The sequence below is a fragment of the Lachnoanaerobaculum sp. Marseille-Q4761 genome (assembly GCF_017565785.1).
Lineage (GTDB): Bacteria > Bacillota > Clostridia > Lachnospirales > Lachnospiraceae > Lachnoanaerobaculum.
Genome location: NZ_JAGEKB010000003.1, coordinates 1 through 18,917, shown reverse-complemented (window position 1 = coordinate 18,917; position 18,917 = coordinate 1). Strand labels below are relative to the sequence as shown.

Here is an 18,917-nt window from a genome sequence, read left to right as displayed (position 1 = left end):
CCTAACTACTTTAAAGCTTCTCTATAAAATTCTTTGAATTGTGTATATCCTTGTTTTTCAAGCCCTTCTTTTTGGAACTTTTTATTTTTATTCATTTTGGAAACCAAAACAATATTTCCCAACTCTCTAAATGCCGCCGCCTCTTTTAATATATTTGTCAATACCGCCGCTTCAATATTCTTTTCATAAAGGAATGCAATTTTTTTGCTTTCATCCGGAATTTTAAATCCTGCATCCATAAGTATGGTTATAATTCTTTCAAAACCGATAGAAAAACCGCAGGCAGCCGTATCATTACCTGTAAATTTTCCGATCATTTTATCATATCTTCCTCCACCTGCTACAGAACCGGAAAAACCTTCCATACTTACTTCAAAAATGGTGCCGGTATAATATCCCATACCACGAACTAAAGTAGGATCAAATTCCAATGAGAAATCATTTGATTTAACATCCAATACTGTATTCATTATCTCGGATAAGCCATCTAAAACACCCTCTTCAATAAAACCTGACAGACTGCCCTTTAAAGAAATAAGTGCTTTTGAATCATTTGTGAGTCCGTCAAAAAGACTTAGATATTTCTCACATTTTTCCTCTCCGTCGAGTTCATTTAATTCTTTCCTTACTCCTTCAAGTCCGATTTTATCCATCTTATCAAGGATAATAAACACATTACTTATATTATCTTGTGAATAACCGGCATAAAGAGCCATTGCCATAAGAATTCTTCTGTCATTTATTCTTACAGTAAACTTCTTACCATGTGCTATCTGACTGAGTGCCTTTGTGGTGGCAAGTATAAGCTCTATTTCCGCAAGATTTGAGGCCTCACCCAAAATATCTATATCACATTGTGTAAACTGTCTGAATCTGCCCTTTTGCGGTCTGTCGGCTCTATAAACATTACCTATCTGTAAAGCTTTAAAAGGGTTTGGAAGATTTGCCTGATTATTTGCATAATATCTGGCAAGCGGCAATGTAAGGTCATATCTGAGTCCGGCATCCACCAAATCATTCTCATCATTTATATTTTCAAGCTGTAATTTCTCACCTCTTTTTAGAATCTTAAAAATAAGCTTTTCATTGTCACCGCCCTGCTTACTTAAAAGATTTTCTATATGCTCCATAGCCGGAGTTTCAATGGAGTTAAAACCGAAGCTTCCATAAGTCTTTTTAATAATATTTATCAAATAATCTCTGATAAACATCTCCTCAGGAAGTATATCCTTCATTCCGGTGACACTTTTTTTAATCAATGCCATTCATTTTTTCCTTTCTCATTATCATTTCATCAAGTCTTTCAATATACAGCTTGGGATCTTTAACATTTTCGATTCTCTCAATTCTGCCGTCACCAAAAACTATTTTACTTGATGTTCCCGCTCCACAAGCTATGATAGTCTGTTTCTCTTCCATAATCAATATATTATAAAGACATTCTTTATGCGGTTTTGAAAAACCTATATTCTCAAGATTTCCTGCCATATTCTTTTGGCGATATAAATAATACGGATTTAATCCAAGATCAATGCAGGTATCAATTGCCGTATTTATCATTGATAAAATCAGGCTGTTATCCATGATTTCTCTTTTATTCTCTGTATTAAGTCTTGCGGCTCTCTTTAGCGCAAGCGAATGTATGGTAATAGACTCGGGCGCAAATTCTCTAACCTTTGTAAAGCTGTCTATAACATCATCCAAGTTCTCACCGTTTAGCCCGATAATAAAATCCATATTTATATTTTCAAATCCGATTTCTCTTGCAAGACTGAAACTTTCATATATATCTTCAACGGTGTGTTGTCTGCCGATCAAATTCAAAGTCTTTTGTTGCATGGTCTGTGGATTTATAGAAATTCTATCCACATCCGCAGCCTTTAAAGCCTCAAGTTTTTCTCTTGTTATGCTGTCAGCTCTTCCGGCTTCTACAGTAAGCTCCAAAAGATTTGAAAGATCAAAGTTTTCCTTTACAACATTTAAAATTTTTGCCAATTGATGCGCTTCTAAAGAAGTAGGTGTACCACCTCCCATATAAACGGTTTGTAGCTTTTTACCGGCATACATTTTTGATACTGCAATAAGTTCCTTACAAAGAGATTCAATATAAATATCCGTATCCTTTTTCCACTGAGATATGGAATATGATGTAAATGAACAGTATAGGCATCTTGTCGGGCAAAAAGGTATGCCTATATAGAGACTGTATCCCTCTTTATAATCCACCTTTTTAAGTATCTCAAATTCTGTTCTTGCAGTATTTATACAAAGTTCGATCCTTTTATCACCTACGAGATAAATCTCCTTTAAATGCTTTCTTATATCTTCCAAAGATATATTATTTTCAAGCATTTCCATAACAATCTTTGTAGGTCTTATTCCTGTAAGAGTTCCCCATGGAAGCTTTTCATTACCAAGTTTTAAAAGATTATTGTAAATATTTCTTTTTAAATCATTTTTTGTATCAATTTTCGCTTCTTTTATCGGCGAAATAAATTCAAGTATTTTATCATCACTACTTATTTTGATATGATACTTATTATCTACCTTAAACAAATTCAAAGAAAGTATCGCATCTTCATCCTTGTAGATATATTTTTCTCCCGGATAAAAAGCCATTAAAAGTTCTCTGATATCCTGTTCAAAGGTCATATCCTCAAGTAATAATGATATCATCTGTTTATACCATGCTCCTGCACATATATTGCAACAGGATTATATTTCTTTTCATGTCCTACTGTGGTCATTTCCATATGTCCGGGCAGAATATTTACATCCTCAGGCAGAGTAAGTACCTTTTCATAGATTGACTTTATAATAGAAGGATTGTCACCGCCATAAAGATCCGTTCTGCCGCAATCCTCTCTAAATACCGTATCACCTGAAAACAGCAGCTTTTCATCTTCAATATAATAGCATCCCGACCCCTTTGTATGTCCGGGCGTAGCTATAAATTTGATATCTGTGCCAAGTAAATTTAGAATATCCCCGTCATCCAGCAAAACATCCGCCTTTGTAATATAGCCGTTTCCTATAAAGGATCTTCCTCCTGACTTATGGCTGTCGGAAAGCATCTCATCATCATGCTTTGAAATATACACTTTGATATTATATCTTTTCACAAGATCATTTACCGCCATTATATGATCAAAATGCCCATGTGTAAGTAGTATCGCCATAGGCTTTAATTTATTTTCCTCTATCACATTGATTATAGCATCACCCTGAGCGGACGGATCCACTATCAAGCATTCCAAGCTTTCTTTATTGTAAGCTATATATACATTGGTCTGTACCGGACCAAGTGTCATCACATATATTCCTATATTATTCATTAACCTGTTGCCCTTTCAATATCTATTACTCCGGTAATCTGTCTTAACTTTCCTATCAATGAGTTAAGCTCTTCTCTTCCTCTGATATCAAATACCATATTTATAGTTGAAATATCCTGTTTATTGGTACGTGCATTCATATTATTGATTGTAATACCGTTTTCACTGTAAATTCGTATTATATCAAAAATAAGTCCTGTACGATTATGAGCAAAAATCTGAAGTTCAGTCTGATATTTTTCCTCAAGCTTGGCATCTTCAAACTCCTGCCACTCGGCAGGTATAAGCCTTGTTCTGTCATCTGAAGGAAGATTCATTACATTTATACAATCCGTTCTATGTATTGATACACCCCTTCCTCGGGTAATAAAGCCTACTATCTCATCACCCGGCACAGGATTACAGCATTTTGAAAATCTTACTGCCAAATCCTCAATACCCTTTACAGTGATACCGTTTTTTGACTTTTTACGGATAAAATCACTATTATTGTTTTCACCGAGGCTTTCTAAAAGAGCACTTTCTGAAATCTCTTTTTTAGCAGTCTTTTTTTGCTCCTCAACCATCTTATTGATGATTTGCCCCTCTTTTAATCCGCCATGTCCAAGAGATGCAAGTATGGAATCCCAGTCCTTTATAGCATAGCGCTTCATCACCTTTTCCTGATACTGGGGTTTGTTTATTTCAGACCAGTTGATTCCCTTTGCCTTACAATATTTCTCAAGCATTTCCTTGCCACGAATAATATTATCTTCTTTCAGCTCGCTTTTAAACCATTGCAGTATCTTTGATTTTGCCTGATTTGACTTTACAATATTCAGCCAGTCCCTGCTTGGACCTTTTGAGTTTTGTGATGTTATTATCTCTACTCTGTCACCGCTTGTAAGCTCAAAATCTATATTTACAAGTCTGCCGTTTACCCTTGCTCCGACCATTTTATTACCTACAGCGGAATGTATGGAGTAGGCAAAGTCAATAGGATTGGAGCCGGCAGGCAGATTCTTTACATCTCCGTTTGGGGTAAAGCAATAAACACTGTCCGAGAAAAGATCCAAATCGCTTTTTATAACTTTAAGAAATTCAGCATTATCAGATGTATCCTTCTGCCATTCAAGGATTTGTCTAAGCCAGTTCATCTTGGCATCTTCAGAACCCTGTGCCTCCGAACTGCTTCCGGTCTCCTTATATTTCCAATGTGCGGCAATACCGAACTCAGCAGTCTTATGCATCTCATAGGTTCTTATTTGCACCTCAAAAGGCTGACCTGTATCGGATATTAAAGTAGTATGAAGTGATTGATACATATTTGGCTTTGGCATAGCTATATAATCTTTAAATCTGCCGGGTATCGGCTTATATATCTCATGCGCAGTGCCAAGTGCCAAATAACATGCCGCCACATCTTCAACTATTATTCTTATTGCAAAAACATCATAAATCTGATCCAGAGTCTTATTTTGATTTACCATTTTTTTATAAATAGAAAATAAATGCTTTACTCTACCGTTTATCTGATATTTTATCCCTGTAACAGATAGATGTTCGTTAAACTTTTTTATTATTTCATCAACAAATTGCTGTCTTTGTTCTTTTCTGAATGCGAGTTTTTCCGATAAATCATAGTAAATATCCGGATGTAAATATTTAAGAGAAAGATCGTCAAGCTCCACCTTGATTTTTGAAATACCGAGTCTTTGTGCAATAGGAGAATATATATCCATAGTCTCCCTTGCCTTTTCTTTTTGTTTTTCAGGCTTCATATATTGAAGTGTACGCATATTGTGAAGTCTGTCGGCGAGCTTTATAAGTATAACCCTGATATCCTTTGCCATAGCCAAAAACATCTTTCTTAAGTTTTCAGCCTGCATTTCGATTTTATCATTTTTTAATGAGAGCTGTGTAAGTTTTGTAACTCCGTCCACAAGATTTGCAACATCTACACCGAACATATCTGAAAGCTCTTCAAATGATATAGCTGTATCTTCTATTACATCATGCAAAAGTCCGGCTGCTATGGTCTCTTTATCAAGTTCAAGCTCCGCAAGGATTATTGCAACACAAATAGGGTGAATTATATATGGTTCACCGGATTTTCTTCTTTGATCATTATGTGCAGTCTTTGCCAATTCATAAGCTTTTGTTATCATACTGATATCATCTGAAGGATGATAATGTAATATGATATTAACAAGTTTTTTATATAAACTCTCCGGTGATGTAAAATCAGCCGGTTTATCAATCTGAGTTTCTATTTTTTCATCTAGAAAATTAAAATTATCCTCTTTCATTAAACTCCTTTAGCCTAAACTATTGCTATAGATGCAGGTAGGGTATATTTGTCTAAGCTTTTATTATACGAATATAATCAGAAAAAAGCAATAATAGGCAAAGAAAAAACCGGCACTTATGTGCCGGTAAGGAAACTATTTTGCTGTATTTACTTCCCTAAATGAATTGCCCTGTTTGAGTATAGGTGAAAACTTCTTATATAGAACAATTGTAAGTGCAGATATAAGTCCACCCTTTAAAAGATTTAAAGGAACAACTATCATCAGTGCAAATGTCTGAATATTGGTTACTGCAGGATTTACGGCACTTCCCATACCGATAAGTGCGCTAAGGTCCATTCCATACATCTGTGCAAATTTCGGTAAAAGATATATAGCATTAAAAAGTGAACCGAATACAGCCATTGTAAGAGTTCCGGCTATACTTCCAAGTAAAGCGCCTTTTCTTGTTTTACTGAAAATATAAATAATACTTGACGGGAGTATCAGTGCAGCCCCTACACAGAAATTTGCAAGTTCTCCTACAAATGCTGTAGTTGTTGACCTAAACATCACCTTTAAAAGTATCTTTATAAACTCTGTAAGAATTCCTGCAACAGGTCCGTAAGCAAAGGTCACTATCATTATAGGCAACTCTGAAAAATCAAGCTTATAAAATGTAGGAGCAAACGGTACAGGAAACTCAAACATCATAAGTATTGTACTTAATGCACCGAATAAACCTATCATTGCAATCTTTTGAGTAGTAATAATCGGTCCGGTATAACTCGACTTCTTATTTGCAACCCCTTCAAATAGATAGGCGACTACAAATGTGGCAAGTACGATTCCAAGAAATTCCACTACAAAAACAAAATTTTCAACTACTGTTTCTAACATAACTACCTCCATAGCTTATGCTTCGGAGTGTGTTTTCTTCAATACAAAAACCCCTATAAGCGTATAGGGGGCATTCACAAGAATATGAAAACACTCTTCTCTCATCCAGACTATACTGTCGGTTTTGGAATTTCACCAAATCAACTGCCCATGCAGGTCGCAGACTATACTGCCGGTGGGGAATTTCGCCCCGCCCCGAAGAATCATTTTATTGTTATCTATATGCTAAAACTTTTTATACGAAAAGTCAATAGTTTTATATACTTTTTACAGGCATACCGTTTACTTCCACATCATCTTCAATCGGTACAAGAATATATTTTCTGCCGTCTATCACCCTTGTCTCCAGCTTTTCAATAGAGTCGGTATCGGTTTTTACAGTAATACCGGGAGTTTTTACTTCAAACTTTCTTGTATCTATAACATTATCCGCCAGTACTTCGATATTTGCATCTTCACTTTTTTCATAGGACTCTATTGCCTCATCAGATACACCGCTCTTTGATATAAGCTTAACCATATCATTCTTTGTAAGTACTAAAGGTTCAGGATTATCTGAATTTTCAGCTATTAAATCCAGCATATTTGAGCTGAGAGCAGACATAACAGGCATTGTAAGTTCATCTCTTAATATATCATACAGCACTGCCTCAAAAGTCTCCTTTTGCATAGCGGATGACATAGGGGGATTTACTCCTATTATTTCATTTATAAAGTTTTCGTTCAATGCATCATTTTTTTTGCTGAAATAAAGCGCCGCATGTATATCTGTAGTTCGCTCCGTAAACGCCGGGAATAAAAAACCGTGCATAGGCATTCCCACAACCCAATCTCTTATTCGATTGGTTATAACACCTTCATTTGCAAAATAGCTTAATGCCGGTTTTGAAAGACTCACAGGGCAAATACTGCAAAGCAAAGCGTGATATACCTCATTTGAAGCATCATCCATAGCAAGTTTATCACTTGCTTTCCCCGGAATATCATACATAATATCAATCAGTATAATATAGTAATTCTCTGCATATTCATATGATTCTATTACTTTTCTAAAAAACTCGTCTAAAAGAAGTTCATCATCCAGTCTGCTCTCTCTAAGTTGCATCAAAAAGGAGTGTGGGCAGCCTTCATCTTCATCATCCAAAGAAAAATCTAAAGTAAGCAATGACTTTCCTATAGCTCCCGAGAGTGTTTTCCTAAATATTTCCTCGTATTTAAAAGCATCCTCCTCAGGCAGTGAGTAGAAAGCATCTTTATTCATAAATTTTATATTTTTTTCCGCATCAACATAGCAACCGGCATACTTTGTGATAACATTAGTATCCTTATTAAATTGTTTTTTGATTTCATTTATTTCTTCTCTAATCATCTAAATCACCGCTTTCTTCTTTCAACTCATCCAGATAAATCAAGTCTTTTTTGCTAAGATTTGCATTTTTTAATAAATCAGGTCTGTTATAAAGAGTTCTCTTTATAGACTCTTTTCTTCGCCATTCTTCAATATTTTTATGATGTCCCGAAAGCAGCATATCCGGAACTCTAAGTCCCTCATATTCCACAGGTCTTGTATACTGAGGATATTCAAGCAAATTATCCTCAAAAGACTCAAAATCCGCACTTTCATTATTGGTAAGTACGCCTTCCACCATTCTTGCTATTGCATCCATCATTACCAGCGCCGGAAGTTCACCTCCGGTAAGCACATAATCACCTATGGAATAACATTCGGCATTTGTAAGTTCCAATGCCCTTTCATCCACACCTTCATAATGACCGCAAAGAAAGACTATTTCATCAAGCTTTGCAAGCTCTTTGGCATCATTTTGATTAAAAACCTTGCCCTGCGGAGAAAGATATATAAGCTTCACTCTTTTATCAAGTCTTTTACAAATACTTTCATAAGCTTTATGTATCGGCTCCGCCTGCATAACCATACCTGCACCGCCACCGTAGGGATAATCATCCACCCTTCTATGTTTATCCAATGTAAAATCACGAATATTTATGGTTTCCATTGAAATAAGATCATTTTTTATAGCTCTACCCACTATGCTTGTGTTCATACACATATCTATCATTTCAGGAAATAATGTTAAACAAAAAAACTTCATATCTATAAATCCAAAAGTCCGTCCAAAACATGAACTTTAATTTTCCCCTCTTCAAGGTTTACATCCAGTATACATTGACTGATATATGGGAATAATACCTTTTTTTCACCCATATCCACTTCCATTACATGATTTGCCCCTGTAGGAAATACATCTGCAACCTTTCCAAGTAGATTTCCATCCTCACCTATAACATCCAGACCTATAAGATCTGCAATATAGTTTTCATTTTTCTTTAGTGGAGTGGCATTATCTCTATCTACAAATAAATCAGTATTCCTTAAAGCCTGAATCTCTTCCGGTGTGTTAAACTGCTTAAATTTTACAAGTGCCATATTCTTTTGAAATCTGACCGTTTCAATATCAAGCGAAGTCTCAACTCCCTTAATATTAGCATATACTTTTTTTATCTTTTTTAGTCTGTTGCTGTCATCGGATGTAGGATACACCTTTGCCTCACCCTTTATACCATGGGAACTTGTAATAACCCCCACTCTAAATCTATCTATCATCTTATTCACTTTCTTTTATTTGACAATATCATTATCTAATGCAATATCATATATAGCATTTACAATAAGTTCAATATTTGTTATATATTTTTCTACAAATTCTTTTGTAATATCCTGTTTTTTTGCTGAAGCGTGGCTTCTATCATTTTGGTGAGCTATATCATTTCTTCTTTGAAATAAATCTATTACAACTTTTTTACCATACTTAATCGGATCTTTGCTTTCTTTAGAGAAAGCCCTTTCCATAGTTTTACTAAAATCAATTCCGATTAAATTTAATTGATCCTTCATACTTTCATGAGATAAAAAGACATCTCTACTGAATCTGTCATTAAGATACTCAAAAAACCAATCCTTTGAATTTACCGTATTTATTGCATCCTCTACTTTTGACATAGGAACCATAAATCTGTAGTATTTTTCCGACTTAGTCCATTGTCCAGTAAACATTTTAAATAAACAGAATTTACTCATCTCATGAATAAAAAAATCCAGAAGACCTTCTGCAAGAACAACTTGAGAGCGCCATATTGTCTTACCATCGTTTTCATTTCCATTTTTATTTAACAAATCCGCTACAGTATACTGTGCTTTTACTTCATTTAAACTTTCTTCAAAATGTTCCTTGATTTCTTTAAGTGAGAACTGTATCGGTAATTCGATTACTTTAAGTTCTCTTTTTTCTTCAACTCTTGGTGAAAGGGATAAGTCTCTTCTCATTGTTTACCCTCACACTCATATTCCATCTACTATTTTAGCAAAATCAAGATTTAGCATTGGAATAGCACCGTATTTACCTGTAATATAGCCATTTCCGAATTTTTCTTCGCGTCTTACATTTTTGATTTCTGCCAATGAAAAAAGATCTGTTGAACGATCTTTCTTCATTTCTGTAAACCAAATTTGATCTCTTCTAAATAAATCAAAATTCAATAATCCTGTTTCATGAGTAGTAAAAATAAGCTGTGGAGTTTTATCTGTTTTAGTAGAAACAAAAAGTTTTATCAGTCCATAAACCAATGCCTCATGAAGATTTGCCTCCAACTCATCACAAATTAATACTTTACCATTTACCATAATATCGATAATTGGGCATAGCATTCCGAAAAGCTTTTTTATACCGGTTGATTCTTCCGACATAAGATCGGTTTCAAATTCATCATAAACAATCTTAGTTGAAATACTCTCAGCTCTCGCTTCCGCTATCACCTTTTTAAATTCATCTGATAAAAATGGAAGCAATTCAACAGAATCAACTTCAGCTTCATTAATAGTAACATTTATATCTTTTATTCCTGTATCTAATTCCTTTAGAAAAGTCAATACAGAATTCTTAATATTTTCATTTTTATATATTTGATGTAAAGAATAATCCATCCATATATCCTGTTTACTATCTTTATATATAATTAAATAATCACTAAAAAAGTTGAAAACATCTTTAACCTCATCTACATTACTGAAGTTTGCAGCACATGACAGCATCAACCGGTTTGGCATCAGTACATCTTTACATGTTTCAAATTTTTTACGAAACTTACTTCCCTCAGTGAACTCATTATTTGTTCTTTCAAAAATTTTAGTCTGCTTTCCATTGGGGAAATAATATAAATACTCTTCTACTACAACCATGTTTTTTAGAGAAAAACCAAAAACATATCTTATTTCTTTTACTACAAAATGAAGTTGATATCTGCTTTCTTCTTCAAAACCGTCCAATTTATGAGGTGATTGTCTTATACCCTGCCCGGGTTGATTTAGTATACTGTTTAATACAAGATTTCTGACAAAATCAATTGCATCAACCAAATTACTCTTTCCCGATCCGTTTGCACCATATATCACTGCCGATTTTAAAACATCCAAACCTGCAATCTTTTCTATTTTTTCCTCATGTGATGTATCTTTCCCTGCTAAAGCAGAAAATATTATTTTTTCTCGAATAGATTTATGGTTTGAACAGGTAAATTCAAGTAGCATATTATTCCTCCTTATTCTGATAATATAAATAATATCATATTAAGAAAGATTAAACAATGATATTTGCAGTTTATATGCAATTTTAAACATTTAAATCTTCATAACCATTATTTTATATTATTTAAAAATAAAAATAAAGCCACTACAAATGTAGCAGCTTGTTTGTTATTTTATTTCCAATACTACCTTTTTCTCAGCTCTTATAGATGCCGATTTTATAATGGAACGTATAGCTTTTGCTATCTTTCCCGACTTACCTATGACCTTGCCCATATCGGCTTCGGCTACTGATAATGTACATATAGTAGTATCTCCATCAATTGTTTCTTCTACTTTGACCTGCGCCGGATCGTCTACCAAAGCTTTTGCTATGACTTCAATGACTTCTTTCATAATCAGTCCTTATTATACTAATCCTGCACTCTTTAAAAGTTTAACAACTCTGTCAGTAGGCTGAGCACCGTTTGCAAGCCACTTCTTTGTGTTTTCCTCATCAAACTTGATTACACTTGGCTCAACTGTCGGATCATAATAACCGACCTCGTCGATAAATCTACCGTCTCTTGGTGAACGAGCATCAGCCACTACTACTCTATAGAAAGGTGCCTTCTTCTGTCCCATTCTCTTTAATCTCATCTTAACTGCCATTTTATTATCCTCCTAATAGCTATTAAATTATGTATATGTTCTTTAATAAGATATATACCTATATATGATCAATTCTAATTATTTAGAATAAAATCCTTTAAAATCCAATCTTCCCGCCGAAAAGCCCTCCAAGAGCTCCCCTCTTTTTACTGTTTTTCATCATTCCGGGGAATTGTTTCATCATCTTTTTCATCTGCTCAAATTGCCTTACAAGCCTGTTGACTTCAGCAATATTTACACCTGAACCCTTTGCGATTCTGCTTTTTCTTGAAGGGTTTAAAAGACTAGGATCAAGTCTTTCTTTTTCAGACATACTCTGTATAATCGCCTTTATCTTTACCATCTGCTTATCATCTACCTCAGGTAAAGCAGCCTTGCCTCCGATTCCCGGCAACATACTTAGAATACTTGCCATACCGCCCATCTTCTCAAGCTGTTCCAGCTGCTCAAGAAAATCATTAAAATCAAAATCGGCTTTTGCAATCTTTTGAGAAAGTTTTTTTGCTTTTTCACTGTCCATATCCATTTCAGCTTTCTCAATAAGTGAAAGGATATCTCCCATACCAAGAATACGGCTTGCCATTCTGTCCGGATAAAATTGCTCCAAATCAGACAGCTTTTCACCCATACCCACATAAAGTATAGGCTTTCCTGTAACGGCACGAACTGAAAGTGCCGCACCACCTCTTGTATCACCATCAAGCTTTGTAAGTATTACACCTGTGATATCAAGCTTTTCATTAAAGGTCTCAGCGACATTTACCGCATCCTGACCTGTCATTGCATCCACCACCAAAACAATGTCATCAACATTTACATTACCTTTGATTTCCAGGAGCTCATTCATCATATCCTCATCAATATGCAATCTTCCGGCAGTATCAAGGAATACTATATTGTGATGATTCTCTTTGGCAAATTCCAATGCTCTTTTTGCAATCTCTGCAGGCTTGTGAGCCGTGCCCATCTCAAAAACAGGCACATCCACCTTTTCACCATTTCTTTTTAACTGCTCGATTGCAGCCGGTCTGTATATATCACAACCTACAAGCAATGGCGAATTACCTTTTTTCTTTAATTTCCCGGCAAGCTTTGCGGTGGTAGTGGTTTTACCCGCACCCTGAAGACCTGCCATCATTATAACGGTTATATCCCCTGACGGTTTTATCTTAAGCTCGGTGGTCTCGCTTCCCATCAAAGAAACCATTTCTTCATTAACAATTTTAATAACCTGTTGAGCAGGTGTAAGTGAGTTGAGTACATCAGAACCGATAGCCTTTTCCTGAATACTCTTAATAAAATCCTTTACGACCTTAAAGCTTACATCAGCCTCGAGTAGAGCCAATCTTACTTCCTTAAGCCCTGCTCTCACATCATCTTCTGTCAGTCTGCCCTTGCCACGAAGATTTTTAAAAACATTTTGAAGTTTTTCGGATAAGCTTTCAAAAGCCATTCAAACCTCCTACACATCCAGTATCCTAAATGACAGCTTTTCTATCTCAGAAATAAGCTTCTCATTCTTTGTTTCCTGATATATCTTAATAATCCTTTGAATCTCTTTTACATAAGATTTTGTTTCATCAAACTTTTTTATCAAACCAAGCTTTTCCTCATAAGAAACCAGTGATTTATTGCATCTTTTTATAAGATCACTTACTCCCTGTCTGCTGATGCCCTCGTTTTCAGCAATCTCACTTAATGAAAAGTCGTTAAATACCACATCTTCATAGATTTTTTGCTGATGCACTGTCAAAAGCTTTCCATAAAAATCATAGAGAATACCTTGATTGATATATTTTTCTATATCATTATTTTCCATACTGAGAGAGTATAACAGCATAAAAGTAAGCTGTCAAGTGTTTTTACTTGACAGCTTGAAAATATACGAAATATACTTATTCCGGTATATTAAGCTCTTTCCAAAGTTCTTCAATTGGACGTGTTTTTAATGTCCCTGCCTCTTTTTGTGTCTCATACCCTTCAAATATTTGGGTATCATATTCATATTTATCAAACTTAACACTTACACTATTTCCATCAAACATATAGTCTACAAAAATATACATATTATCCCATCTCTCTTTGTCCCATATCTCTTTGTCTTTTCTACCTAAATAAAGTGCTTCAAATTCATCCGCCTGGTCAAATGGAACCAGCCATCCACCTAAATCACATACTTCAATATCTTCAAGGTCTAAATCTCTTCCTTCACCTGTTTCAGAAAAGAAAACTCCACCAAGTTTTTTTGCCTCTTCTTGTACAATATAAAAATATTTTTCAAATTTAGCACCTTCATTTGTGCGTAGTCCTCTCATTAATCACCTCCACATAAATAAGCATAATTTAAAATAATTGCTTTTAAATAGTTTTAATAAAGTTATTCAAACTCTGTTTTATTAAAATTCTTAAAATAGATAGTTTGATTGTCTGTAGTATAAGCCTCCTACATAATACCTCCACTACCCATTTCTATACATATATTTAATTTATAAAAAATCCTTGACAATTAACAACATCTTGGCAAAATATATTTATATAATTTTATAAAAAAATTTTACATACAGTATAAGCTATACTGAATATAAATTATTTTATAAATATATAGACCTTGGAGAAGGTCGGTAAAAAATACTACTAATTGTCTAAGGAAGATAAATATGTTTTCAAAATTAAACGAAAGAGGATTAAATACATCAGATCTTAAACTTGTTGCAATCATTGCAATGACAATAGATCATCTCACCTGGCTGTTTTTCCCCGGACTTCAAAGAGTCTGGTATGTATGCCTCTTTCATATAATAGGCAGACTAACCGCACCTATTATGTGGTTTTTTATAGCAGAAGGTTCACATTATACTAAAAATCCTAAAAAATATATTACAAGGCTTTTTGTTTTTGCAATTATATCTCATTTTGCATACAGCTTTGCATTCGGCTTAAGCCCTATACCCTTTAAAAGTGGAATATTTAATCAAACAAGTGTTATATGGTCATTGGCTATAGCGGCAGCTTTGATATATATTGTAAATAATTACAAACTTTCCTTTTTTAAAACTTTTATATTCACATTAATTGCAAGCCTACTCTCTTTTCCATCCGACTGGTCAAGCATAGCAACTATGACACCTTTCTACCTTTACAATCACAGAGAAAATTTCAAAAAACAGGCTTTTGATTTTATATTTTTCGGGTTTTTATATACCTTAGTATATTTTATATTTATAGATAAAATTTATGGAGTATTACAATTATTTATTTTACTAAGCATACCTGTACTTAGTCTCTATAACGGGCAAGTCGGAAGGAACAGTAGCATGAAATGGCTATTTTATATTTATTATCCTGCACACCTTGCTGTAATAGGGGTGTTAAGGCTTCTGCTATATGGCAATATAAATATTTTGTTTTAATAGTAGCTGTTTACCGGTTGGATTTTATCCGCCTAAATATAAATCATTATATAAAAATATCCTGACCAAGTCACAAAGCCAATGCGCTTTCTACTTGTCAGAATATTTCTATTTGTTATGCAGGGACTAACATTTCTTATCTTTAAATACATTTGTATTATACAGTTTCGTATAAGCATATAAAGTATACTATATATTTATAGATTCCATAAAACATTATTTATTAAAATATTTTTCCATTAAATTAACCCACTCTTCATATCCGGGGCTGTAACAAACAGAGCTGCCAAAAATAAATCCTTCTCCTGCAACTATTCCTAAGTAGTAGGGCGTAATCTGTAGTTCTATCTCGCTTCCGTCCTTTTTTGTAAGAATCAATAAATCCTCATAAGACGGTCTGCCCATATAAGATACTTCAGAGCTTTTTAAAACTTCAACTATTTCATTAACTGCATCAGGATCCTCTATATTTATAATCTTGCTTTGCCCATCTTGGGCATTTTTTCGAATCAGTTTTATGGAAGAAATATCTCTAATCTCATCTAAAGAACGAACCTCAAAAAAATCCTCAACTTTTTCATAAAGAGTTTGATTAACGGAGTCCATAAATGGCATATCTTCACCATTATACCCATATAAAAGTACACATTCATTGTTTATTTTTGATGAATCGACTTTTCTATTATCCTCTGCAATTGCAATCAGTTCATCATATGAAATCGGTTTGTATGCATAAAAATCCTCCCCATGTTCCCATTTATACATAAATATATATGGTGTCTTAAAAGGCTTAAGGGCTCTTAATTGTTTTTCATGTAATTGATGGATATATTCAAGTCTGTTTTTATTTAGTATTTCATTAAATACCTCACCTAAGTTCATACCTGAATATTTTATATCACCTGATATATACTCAAAATCTGAATATTGTTTAATACCCAAGTAAATATATTTCCCGTCTTTACTTTGATAAAAGGACAAAACCCCCGGAAAATCATATATTTTCTCAAAACTATCCTCATTACCCATCTGATCATCAATCAATTTTCCCAGCTGAACATATCCGTTTTCTTCAACCATCGAATCTAAATCCATCAAGAGTGGTTTTTCAGCTTTAGATATCCCAAGAATATATGCATATCCGTTATCAGAAAACCGCCCCAAAAACTTATAGTCATCTTTTATAGGTTTTGTATAGAACTCTAAAAGAGCCTCTTCCATATCCATATATTTGATTTCAGGAGTTTCCACCTCCATTATGCTTATTAAATCCCTTATTTCATTCATTTCCGTATCGGTAAGCTCATTTCCTGCAGCACTCTCAGAAACAGAACTTGTTTGTTTATCTATATCCGTATTTTCAATAGTTTCCGTAGATTTTAATTCCTGCCTCCCATTACAAGCAAACAATAATGCTACCGATATAAAAATATACAGCCAAGTTTTTTTCATAGAGTTGCCCTCCCATAAAATATCATCAGTATGGATTTTTATAACCATACTAAAATCAAGTTCTTTTTTAAGAAATTCATCTCTCATCTGTAACAAATAATCTTGATAATATAGTCCTGATACTAAACCATCTTCTGATATAATTATATTTATTTTATAGTTCACCCACCTCTTGTAAATCTACTGCCTATGGCATTAAATCAATTTGTCATTGTAGTTTATAAATACTATATAGCATTTATAAAAGACATTCTATATGTGTCTGAAAAATTATTTCTCAAGATACATACAAAGATTTTTTGAATAGGTGTTTGTCTCTATTTTTCTCTGTCAAAATATTTGTTTTTGAAAAATTGCAGAATACTATTACACCCTTGTGTCAAGTATTGGATACATTTTTTCGTTCAGAAATTGCTTTTTTAAGGTCAAGATTTTCGGTTACACTTGCTTTACACTTTTTCATGGTGAAATTTTTGCACCTTGAAACTTAGCATAGCAATCAAGTTCTAAAATTTACTACCTATTTCAACCTGTTCATAAGTTCTAAAATCATATCTACATCTGTAAAAAACAGATTGATTCCTCTTTTCTTCATAGCGATGACTTCCTTCAGCTTTGTCCGAAGTTCTTTATCCAATTTTTTGTGTACCGTAATCGGATTCCCTTGAATCGTATGTACATGATCAAAATAAACCGCTTTAACCGGAAAGGCATTTTGTATTAAAAATGCATTTTTTTCCCCGGCAAATGTCCCAATTACAATCGTGCTGCACTTTCCGTTTCTCTTTATTTTAGAAGCAACAATCTTTTTGTATTTTTCTACTTTCGAGCTAATCGGTATCATCCAAAAATATCTTTATTCTTTGAATCCTCAATTGCATAGTAATTCGGTCGATAATTCCCATTTTCCTTGTTGCTCATTAGAGAGGAATCTGACACATCAGAAAAGAAATGATCCTTTATATGATAAGAATATCCTTGTTTTACCTCCATACAAACCTCCAATCAGTACCACCGGCTTAGCCGGTGGTTTGTTGTTTCGCCCTATAAGGGCTCTTTACCTGCGCTTGAGTCTAAAGACTCATCGAAAGTTCGCCAACTGCACATCATTTACTTGCTTAGCCCCTTGGGCTTATTTTTTCTTATTGCTTTTTATTACCGGCTCACCCGTAAACGGGTCTATATATTCTTTCATACTCATTTGGTCATATAACTTATCTTCATTTAGCTGGTTTCTTATGTATTCTTCTATCTTTTCCCATACTTGTATTTTAGATTTGCATGTCTTTCAAATATCATTAGTGTACTTTTTCCTTTTATATATCCTACAAAATCTGATACACTCATTTTTGGCGGAATCTCTACCAGCATATGTATGTGATCCGGACATACTTCTGCTTTCACTATATGTACTTCTTTTCTTTTACATAACATGCTCAATATATTTGCTATATCCTGCTTTAGCTCTCCATATATTATCTTTCTCCTATATTTTGGTGCAAATGCTATATGATACTTACAATTCCACCCTTGTGTCAAGTATTGGATACATTTTTTAAATTCCCAATCTGCTTCACTTCTTATCTTAACTTCAACACCGGATTTTTCAATAGGTTATTGATAAGGTCTGTATAAATCATCTGATCGACCACTTCCGTTATGCTTGTGATTCTTTGCCCTGTATCTTTAGAAGACGCTCCGCAATGATAGATTCGTTGATGTTCGGTATTCCAGTTGATAATAATGTATCTGTCATGAAACTCTCCACCGGATTTTTGGAATGTTATCTTTCTAAACGGATACTCCTCACAAAAATCCTGATATTCAAGGGTATGAAGTCCTTTGCCGATGTTATCGCTGAATATAATGACCTCTACCGATGACGGGACATCTTTTAACAAGACCAAAGTTTTCACTCCAATGTAGTTATCAACGATATAGATACTCTTTTTCGCTATACTGTAAATGTCCTTATAAGCGAGATTTGCTTCGATAGGCTGTCCATTCAAAAGTAAAAAGCCGTATTTGAGCTGTGGATTGCTAAGGTCGAGAATCAGTTCAGACAGTTCAGATTTATGCACCACATTGTTTAAGGTGTCCATCACTTCCGCCACCTGATCTTCCACATCTCTTAAATCCCGTCTTAAATCCTGCATTTCCACAACATTGCTCGTAATCTGCATCGAAAGCTGTAAAAACTCTCTTTTCCCAATCAACCCTTGATTTTCTACGATATAGTCTTTCATTTGCTTGAAAGTACGAATCAGAGCTTTACTCTGCTTGACCGCAAGCTCTCCTTTGA

At 34.2% G+C, this 18,917-nt stretch carries 20 protein-coding genes, 1 pseudogene and 1 riboswitch; of the genes and pseudogenes, 1 reads left to right on the top strand and 20 read right to left on the bottom strand.

The genetic code is table 11. The features are described 5' to 3' along the window. Positions 1–5: 5 nt before the first annotated feature. The 15 genes from hisS to J4O15_RS11155 form a co-directional block, all read right to left on the bottom strand. Positions 6–1,265 carry a histidine--tRNA ligase gene (hisS, locus tag J4O15_RS11225; protein WP_208100836.1) on the bottom strand — a complete coding sequence of 420 codons (1,260 nt, stop codon included), beginning with the start codon at positions 1,263–1,265 and terminating at the stop codon, positions 6–8. After that, positions 1,252–2,676, bottom strand: a complete 1,425-nt coding sequence (gene hemZ, locus J4O15_RS11220; RefSeq protein ID WP_208100835.1) for a coproporphyrinogen dehydrogenase HemZ — start codon at positions 2,674–2,676, stop codon at positions 1,252–1,254. Before hemZ ends, hisS begins: the two co-directional genes overlap by 14 nt. Continuing rightward, on the bottom strand, positions 2,673–3,335 hold the full coding sequence (locus tag J4O15_RS11215; protein WP_208100834.1) for an MBL fold metallo-hydrolase: 663 nt from the start codon (positions 3,333–3,335) through the stop codon (positions 2,673–2,675). Before J4O15_RS11215 ends, hemZ begins: the two co-directional genes overlap by 4 nt. Beyond that, on the bottom strand, positions 3,335–5,623 hold the full coding sequence (locus tag J4O15_RS11210; RefSeq protein ID WP_208100833.1) for a RelA/SpoT family protein: 2,289 nt from the start codon (positions 5,621–5,623) through the stop codon (positions 3,335–3,337). The genes J4O15_RS11215 and J4O15_RS11210 overlap by 1 nt, the downstream gene beginning before the upstream one ends. 135 nt (positions 5,624–5,758) lie before the next feature. Next, positions 5,759–6,502 carry an ECF transporter S component gene (locus J4O15_RS11205; protein ID WP_208100832.1) on the bottom strand — a complete coding sequence of 248 codons (744 nt, stop codon included), beginning with the start codon at positions 6,500–6,502 and terminating at the stop codon, positions 5,759–5,761. Between the two features lie 89 nt (positions 6,503–6,591). Next, positions 6,592–6,709: riboswitch (FMN riboswitch) on the bottom strand. 49 nt (positions 6,710–6,758) lie between these two features. Beyond that, positions 6,759–7,871 carry a DUF4317 domain-containing protein gene (locus J4O15_RS11200; RefSeq protein WP_208100831.1) on the bottom strand — a complete coding sequence of 371 codons (1,113 nt, stop codon included), beginning with the start codon at positions 7,869–7,871 and terminating at the stop codon, positions 6,759–6,761. Further along, complete coding sequence (gene trmD / locus J4O15_RS11195) at positions 7,864–8,613, bottom strand: tRNA (guanosine(37)-N1)-methyltransferase TrmD (RefSeq protein ID WP_009218663.1); 750 nt, start codon at positions 8,611–8,613, stop codon at positions 7,864–7,866. Before trmD ends, J4O15_RS11200 begins: the two co-directional genes overlap by 8 nt. 2 nt (positions 8,614–8,615) lie before the next feature. Next, the gene (rimM, locus tag J4O15_RS11190; RefSeq protein WP_208100830.1) at positions 8,616–9,125 is read right to left on the bottom strand and encodes a ribosome maturation factor RimM; all 510 of its coding nucleotides are present in this window, start codon (positions 9,123–9,125) and stop codon (positions 8,616–8,618) included. Positions 9,126–9,140: 15 nt separating this feature from the next. Beyond that, positions 9,141–9,845: a HEPN domain-containing protein gene (locus tag J4O15_RS11185; RefSeq protein WP_208100829.1), complete on the bottom strand. Its 705-nt coding sequence runs from the start codon at positions 9,843–9,845 to the stop codon at positions 9,141–9,143. 15 nt (positions 9,846–9,860) lie between these two features. Continuing rightward, positions 9,861–11,105: an AAA family ATPase gene (locus J4O15_RS11180; RefSeq protein WP_208100828.1), complete on the bottom strand. Its 1,245-nt coding sequence runs from the start codon at positions 11,103–11,105 to the stop codon at positions 9,861–9,863. 165 nt (positions 11,106–11,270) lie between these two features. Next, positions 11,271–11,498 carry a KH domain-containing protein gene (locus J4O15_RS11175; RefSeq protein WP_009218659.1) on the bottom strand — a complete coding sequence of 76 codons (228 nt, stop codon included), beginning with the start codon at positions 11,496–11,498 and terminating at the stop codon, positions 11,271–11,273. Positions 11,499–11,510: 12 nt separating this feature from the next. Then, positions 11,511–11,753, bottom strand: coding sequence for a 30S ribosomal protein S16 (gene rpsP, locus J4O15_RS11170; RefSeq protein WP_009218658.1), 243 nt, complete (start codon positions 11,751–11,753; stop codon positions 11,511–11,513). A gap of 97 nt (positions 11,754–11,850) precedes the next feature. Continuing rightward, positions 11,851–13,206 (bottom strand): signal recognition particle protein, encoded by a 1,356-nt coding sequence (gene ffh, locus J4O15_RS11165; protein WP_208100827.1) that lies wholly within the window; start codon positions 13,204–13,206, stop codon positions 11,851–11,853. A 9-nt stretch (positions 13,207–13,215) separates the two neighbouring features. Then, the gene (ylxM, locus tag J4O15_RS11160) at positions 13,216–13,557 is read right to left on the bottom strand and encodes a YlxM family DNA-binding protein (RefSeq protein ID WP_208101294.1); all 342 of its coding nucleotides are present in this window, start codon (positions 13,555–13,557) and stop codon (positions 13,216–13,218) included. Between the two features lie 91 nt (positions 13,558–13,648). Beyond that, on the bottom strand, positions 13,649–14,068 hold the full coding sequence (locus J4O15_RS11155) for a hypothetical protein (protein ID WP_208100826.1): 420 nt from the start codon (positions 14,066–14,068) through the stop codon (positions 13,649–13,651). 342 nt (positions 14,069–14,410) lie between these two features. Between J4O15_RS11155 and J4O15_RS11150 the strand changes: the two genes are divergently transcribed. Next, a complete protein-coding gene (locus J4O15_RS11150; RefSeq protein WP_208100825.1) occupies positions 14,411–15,163 on the top strand; it encodes a TraX family protein in 753 nt (250 codons plus the stop codon). Positions 15,164–15,379: 216 nt separating this feature from the next. Here the strand turns inward: J4O15_RS11150 and J4O15_RS11145 are convergent, their stop codons facing one another. The 5 genes and pseudogenes from J4O15_RS11145 to J4O15_RS11130 all read right to left on the bottom strand — a co-directional run. After that, entirely contained in the window at positions 15,380–16,615 is a 1,236-nt protein-coding gene (locus J4O15_RS11145) for a hypothetical protein (protein ID WP_208100824.1), read from the bottom strand. Positions 16,616–17,135: 520 nt separating this feature from the next. Then, positions 17,136–17,459 carry a type III toxin-antitoxin system CptIN family toxin gene (cptIN, locus tag J4O15_RS11140; protein WP_243762052.1) on the bottom strand — a complete coding sequence of 108 codons (324 nt, stop codon included), beginning with the start codon at positions 17,457–17,459 and terminating at the stop codon, positions 17,136–17,138. Further along, a complete protein-coding gene (locus J4O15_RS15985) occupies positions 17,456–17,608 on the bottom strand; it encodes a hypothetical protein (protein ID WP_243762051.1) in 153 nt (50 codons plus the stop codon). Before J4O15_RS15985 ends, cptIN begins: the two co-directional genes overlap by 4 nt. A 139-nt stretch (positions 17,609–17,747) precedes the next feature. Continuing rightward, positions 17,748–18,163, bottom strand: a pseudogene (gene tnpA, locus J4O15_RS11135) (IS200/IS605 family transposase). A gap of 32 nt (positions 18,164–18,195) precedes the next feature. Further along, the coding region (locus tag J4O15_RS11130) for an ORF6N domain-containing protein (protein ID WP_208100823.1) at positions 18,196–18,917 on the bottom strand (722 nt) is incomplete at its 5' end.

Bases quoted from the DNA above. Each gene is read 5' to 3' on its own strand.
- J4O15_RS11205 (WP_208100832.1), bottom strand. From the start codon at position 6,502: ATGTTAGAAACAGTAGTTGAAAATTTTGTTTTTGTAGTGGAATTTCTT.
- J4O15_RS15985 (WP_243762051.1), bottom strand. From the start codon at position 17,608: ATGGAGGTAAAACAAGGATATTCTTATCATATAAAGGATCATTTCTTT.
- J4O15_RS11175 (WP_009218659.1), bottom strand. From the start codon at position 11,498: ATGAAAGAAGTCATTGAAGTCATAGCAAAAGCTTTGGTAGACGATCCG.
- J4O15_RS11180 (WP_208100828.1), bottom strand. From the start codon at position 11,105: ATGCTACTTGAATTTACCTGTTCAAACCATAAATCTATTCGAGAAAAA.
- J4O15_RS11155 (WP_208100826.1), bottom strand. From the start codon at position 14,068: ATGAGAGGACTACGCACAAATGAAGGTGCTAAATTTGAAAAATATTTT.
- J4O15_RS11210 (WP_208100833.1), bottom strand. From the start codon at position 5,623: ATGAAAGAGGATAATTTTAATTTTCTAGATGAAAAAATAGAAACTCAG.
- hisS (WP_208100836.1), bottom strand. From the start codon at position 1,265: ATGGCATTGATTAAAAAAAGTGTCACCGGAATGAAGGATATACTTCCT.
- ffh (WP_208100827.1), bottom strand. From the start codon at position 13,206: ATGGCTTTTGAAAGCTTATCCGAAAAACTTCAAAATGTTTTTAAAAAT.
- rpsP (WP_009218658.1), bottom strand. From the start codon at position 11,753: ATGGCAGTTAAGATGAGATTAAAGAGAATGGGACAGAAGAAGGCACCT.
- hemZ (WP_208100835.1), bottom strand. From the start codon at position 2,676: ATGATATCATTATTACTTGAGGATATGACCTTTGAACAGGATATCAGA.
- trmD (WP_009218663.1), bottom strand. From the start codon at position 8,613: ATGAAGTTTTTTTGTTTAACATTATTTCCTGAAATGATAGATATGTGT.
- J4O15_RS11215 (WP_208100834.1), bottom strand. From the start codon at position 3,335: ATGAATAATATAGGAATATATGTGATGACACTTGGTCCGGTACAGACC.
- rimM (WP_208100830.1), bottom strand. From the start codon at position 9,125: ATGATAGATAGATTTAGAGTGGGGGTTATTACAAGTTCCCATGGTATA.
- J4O15_RS11150 (WP_208100825.1), top strand. From the start codon at position 14,411: ATGTTTTCAAAATTAAACGAAAGAGGATTAAATACATCAGATCTTAAA.
- J4O15_RS11200 (WP_208100831.1), bottom strand. From the start codon at position 7,871: ATGATTAGAGAAGAAATAAATGAAATCAAAAAACAATTTAATAAGGAT.
- J4O15_RS11185 (WP_208100829.1), bottom strand. From the start codon at position 9,845: ATGAGAAGAGACTTATCCCTTTCACCAAGAGTTGAAGAAAAAAGAGAA.
- J4O15_RS11145 (WP_208100824.1), bottom strand. From the start codon at position 16,615: ATGAAAAAAACTTGGCTGTATATTTTTATATCGGTAGCATTATTGTTT.
- cptIN (WP_243762052.1), bottom strand. From the start codon at position 17,459: ATGATACCGATTAGCTCGAAAGTAGAAAAATACAAAAAGATTGTTGCT.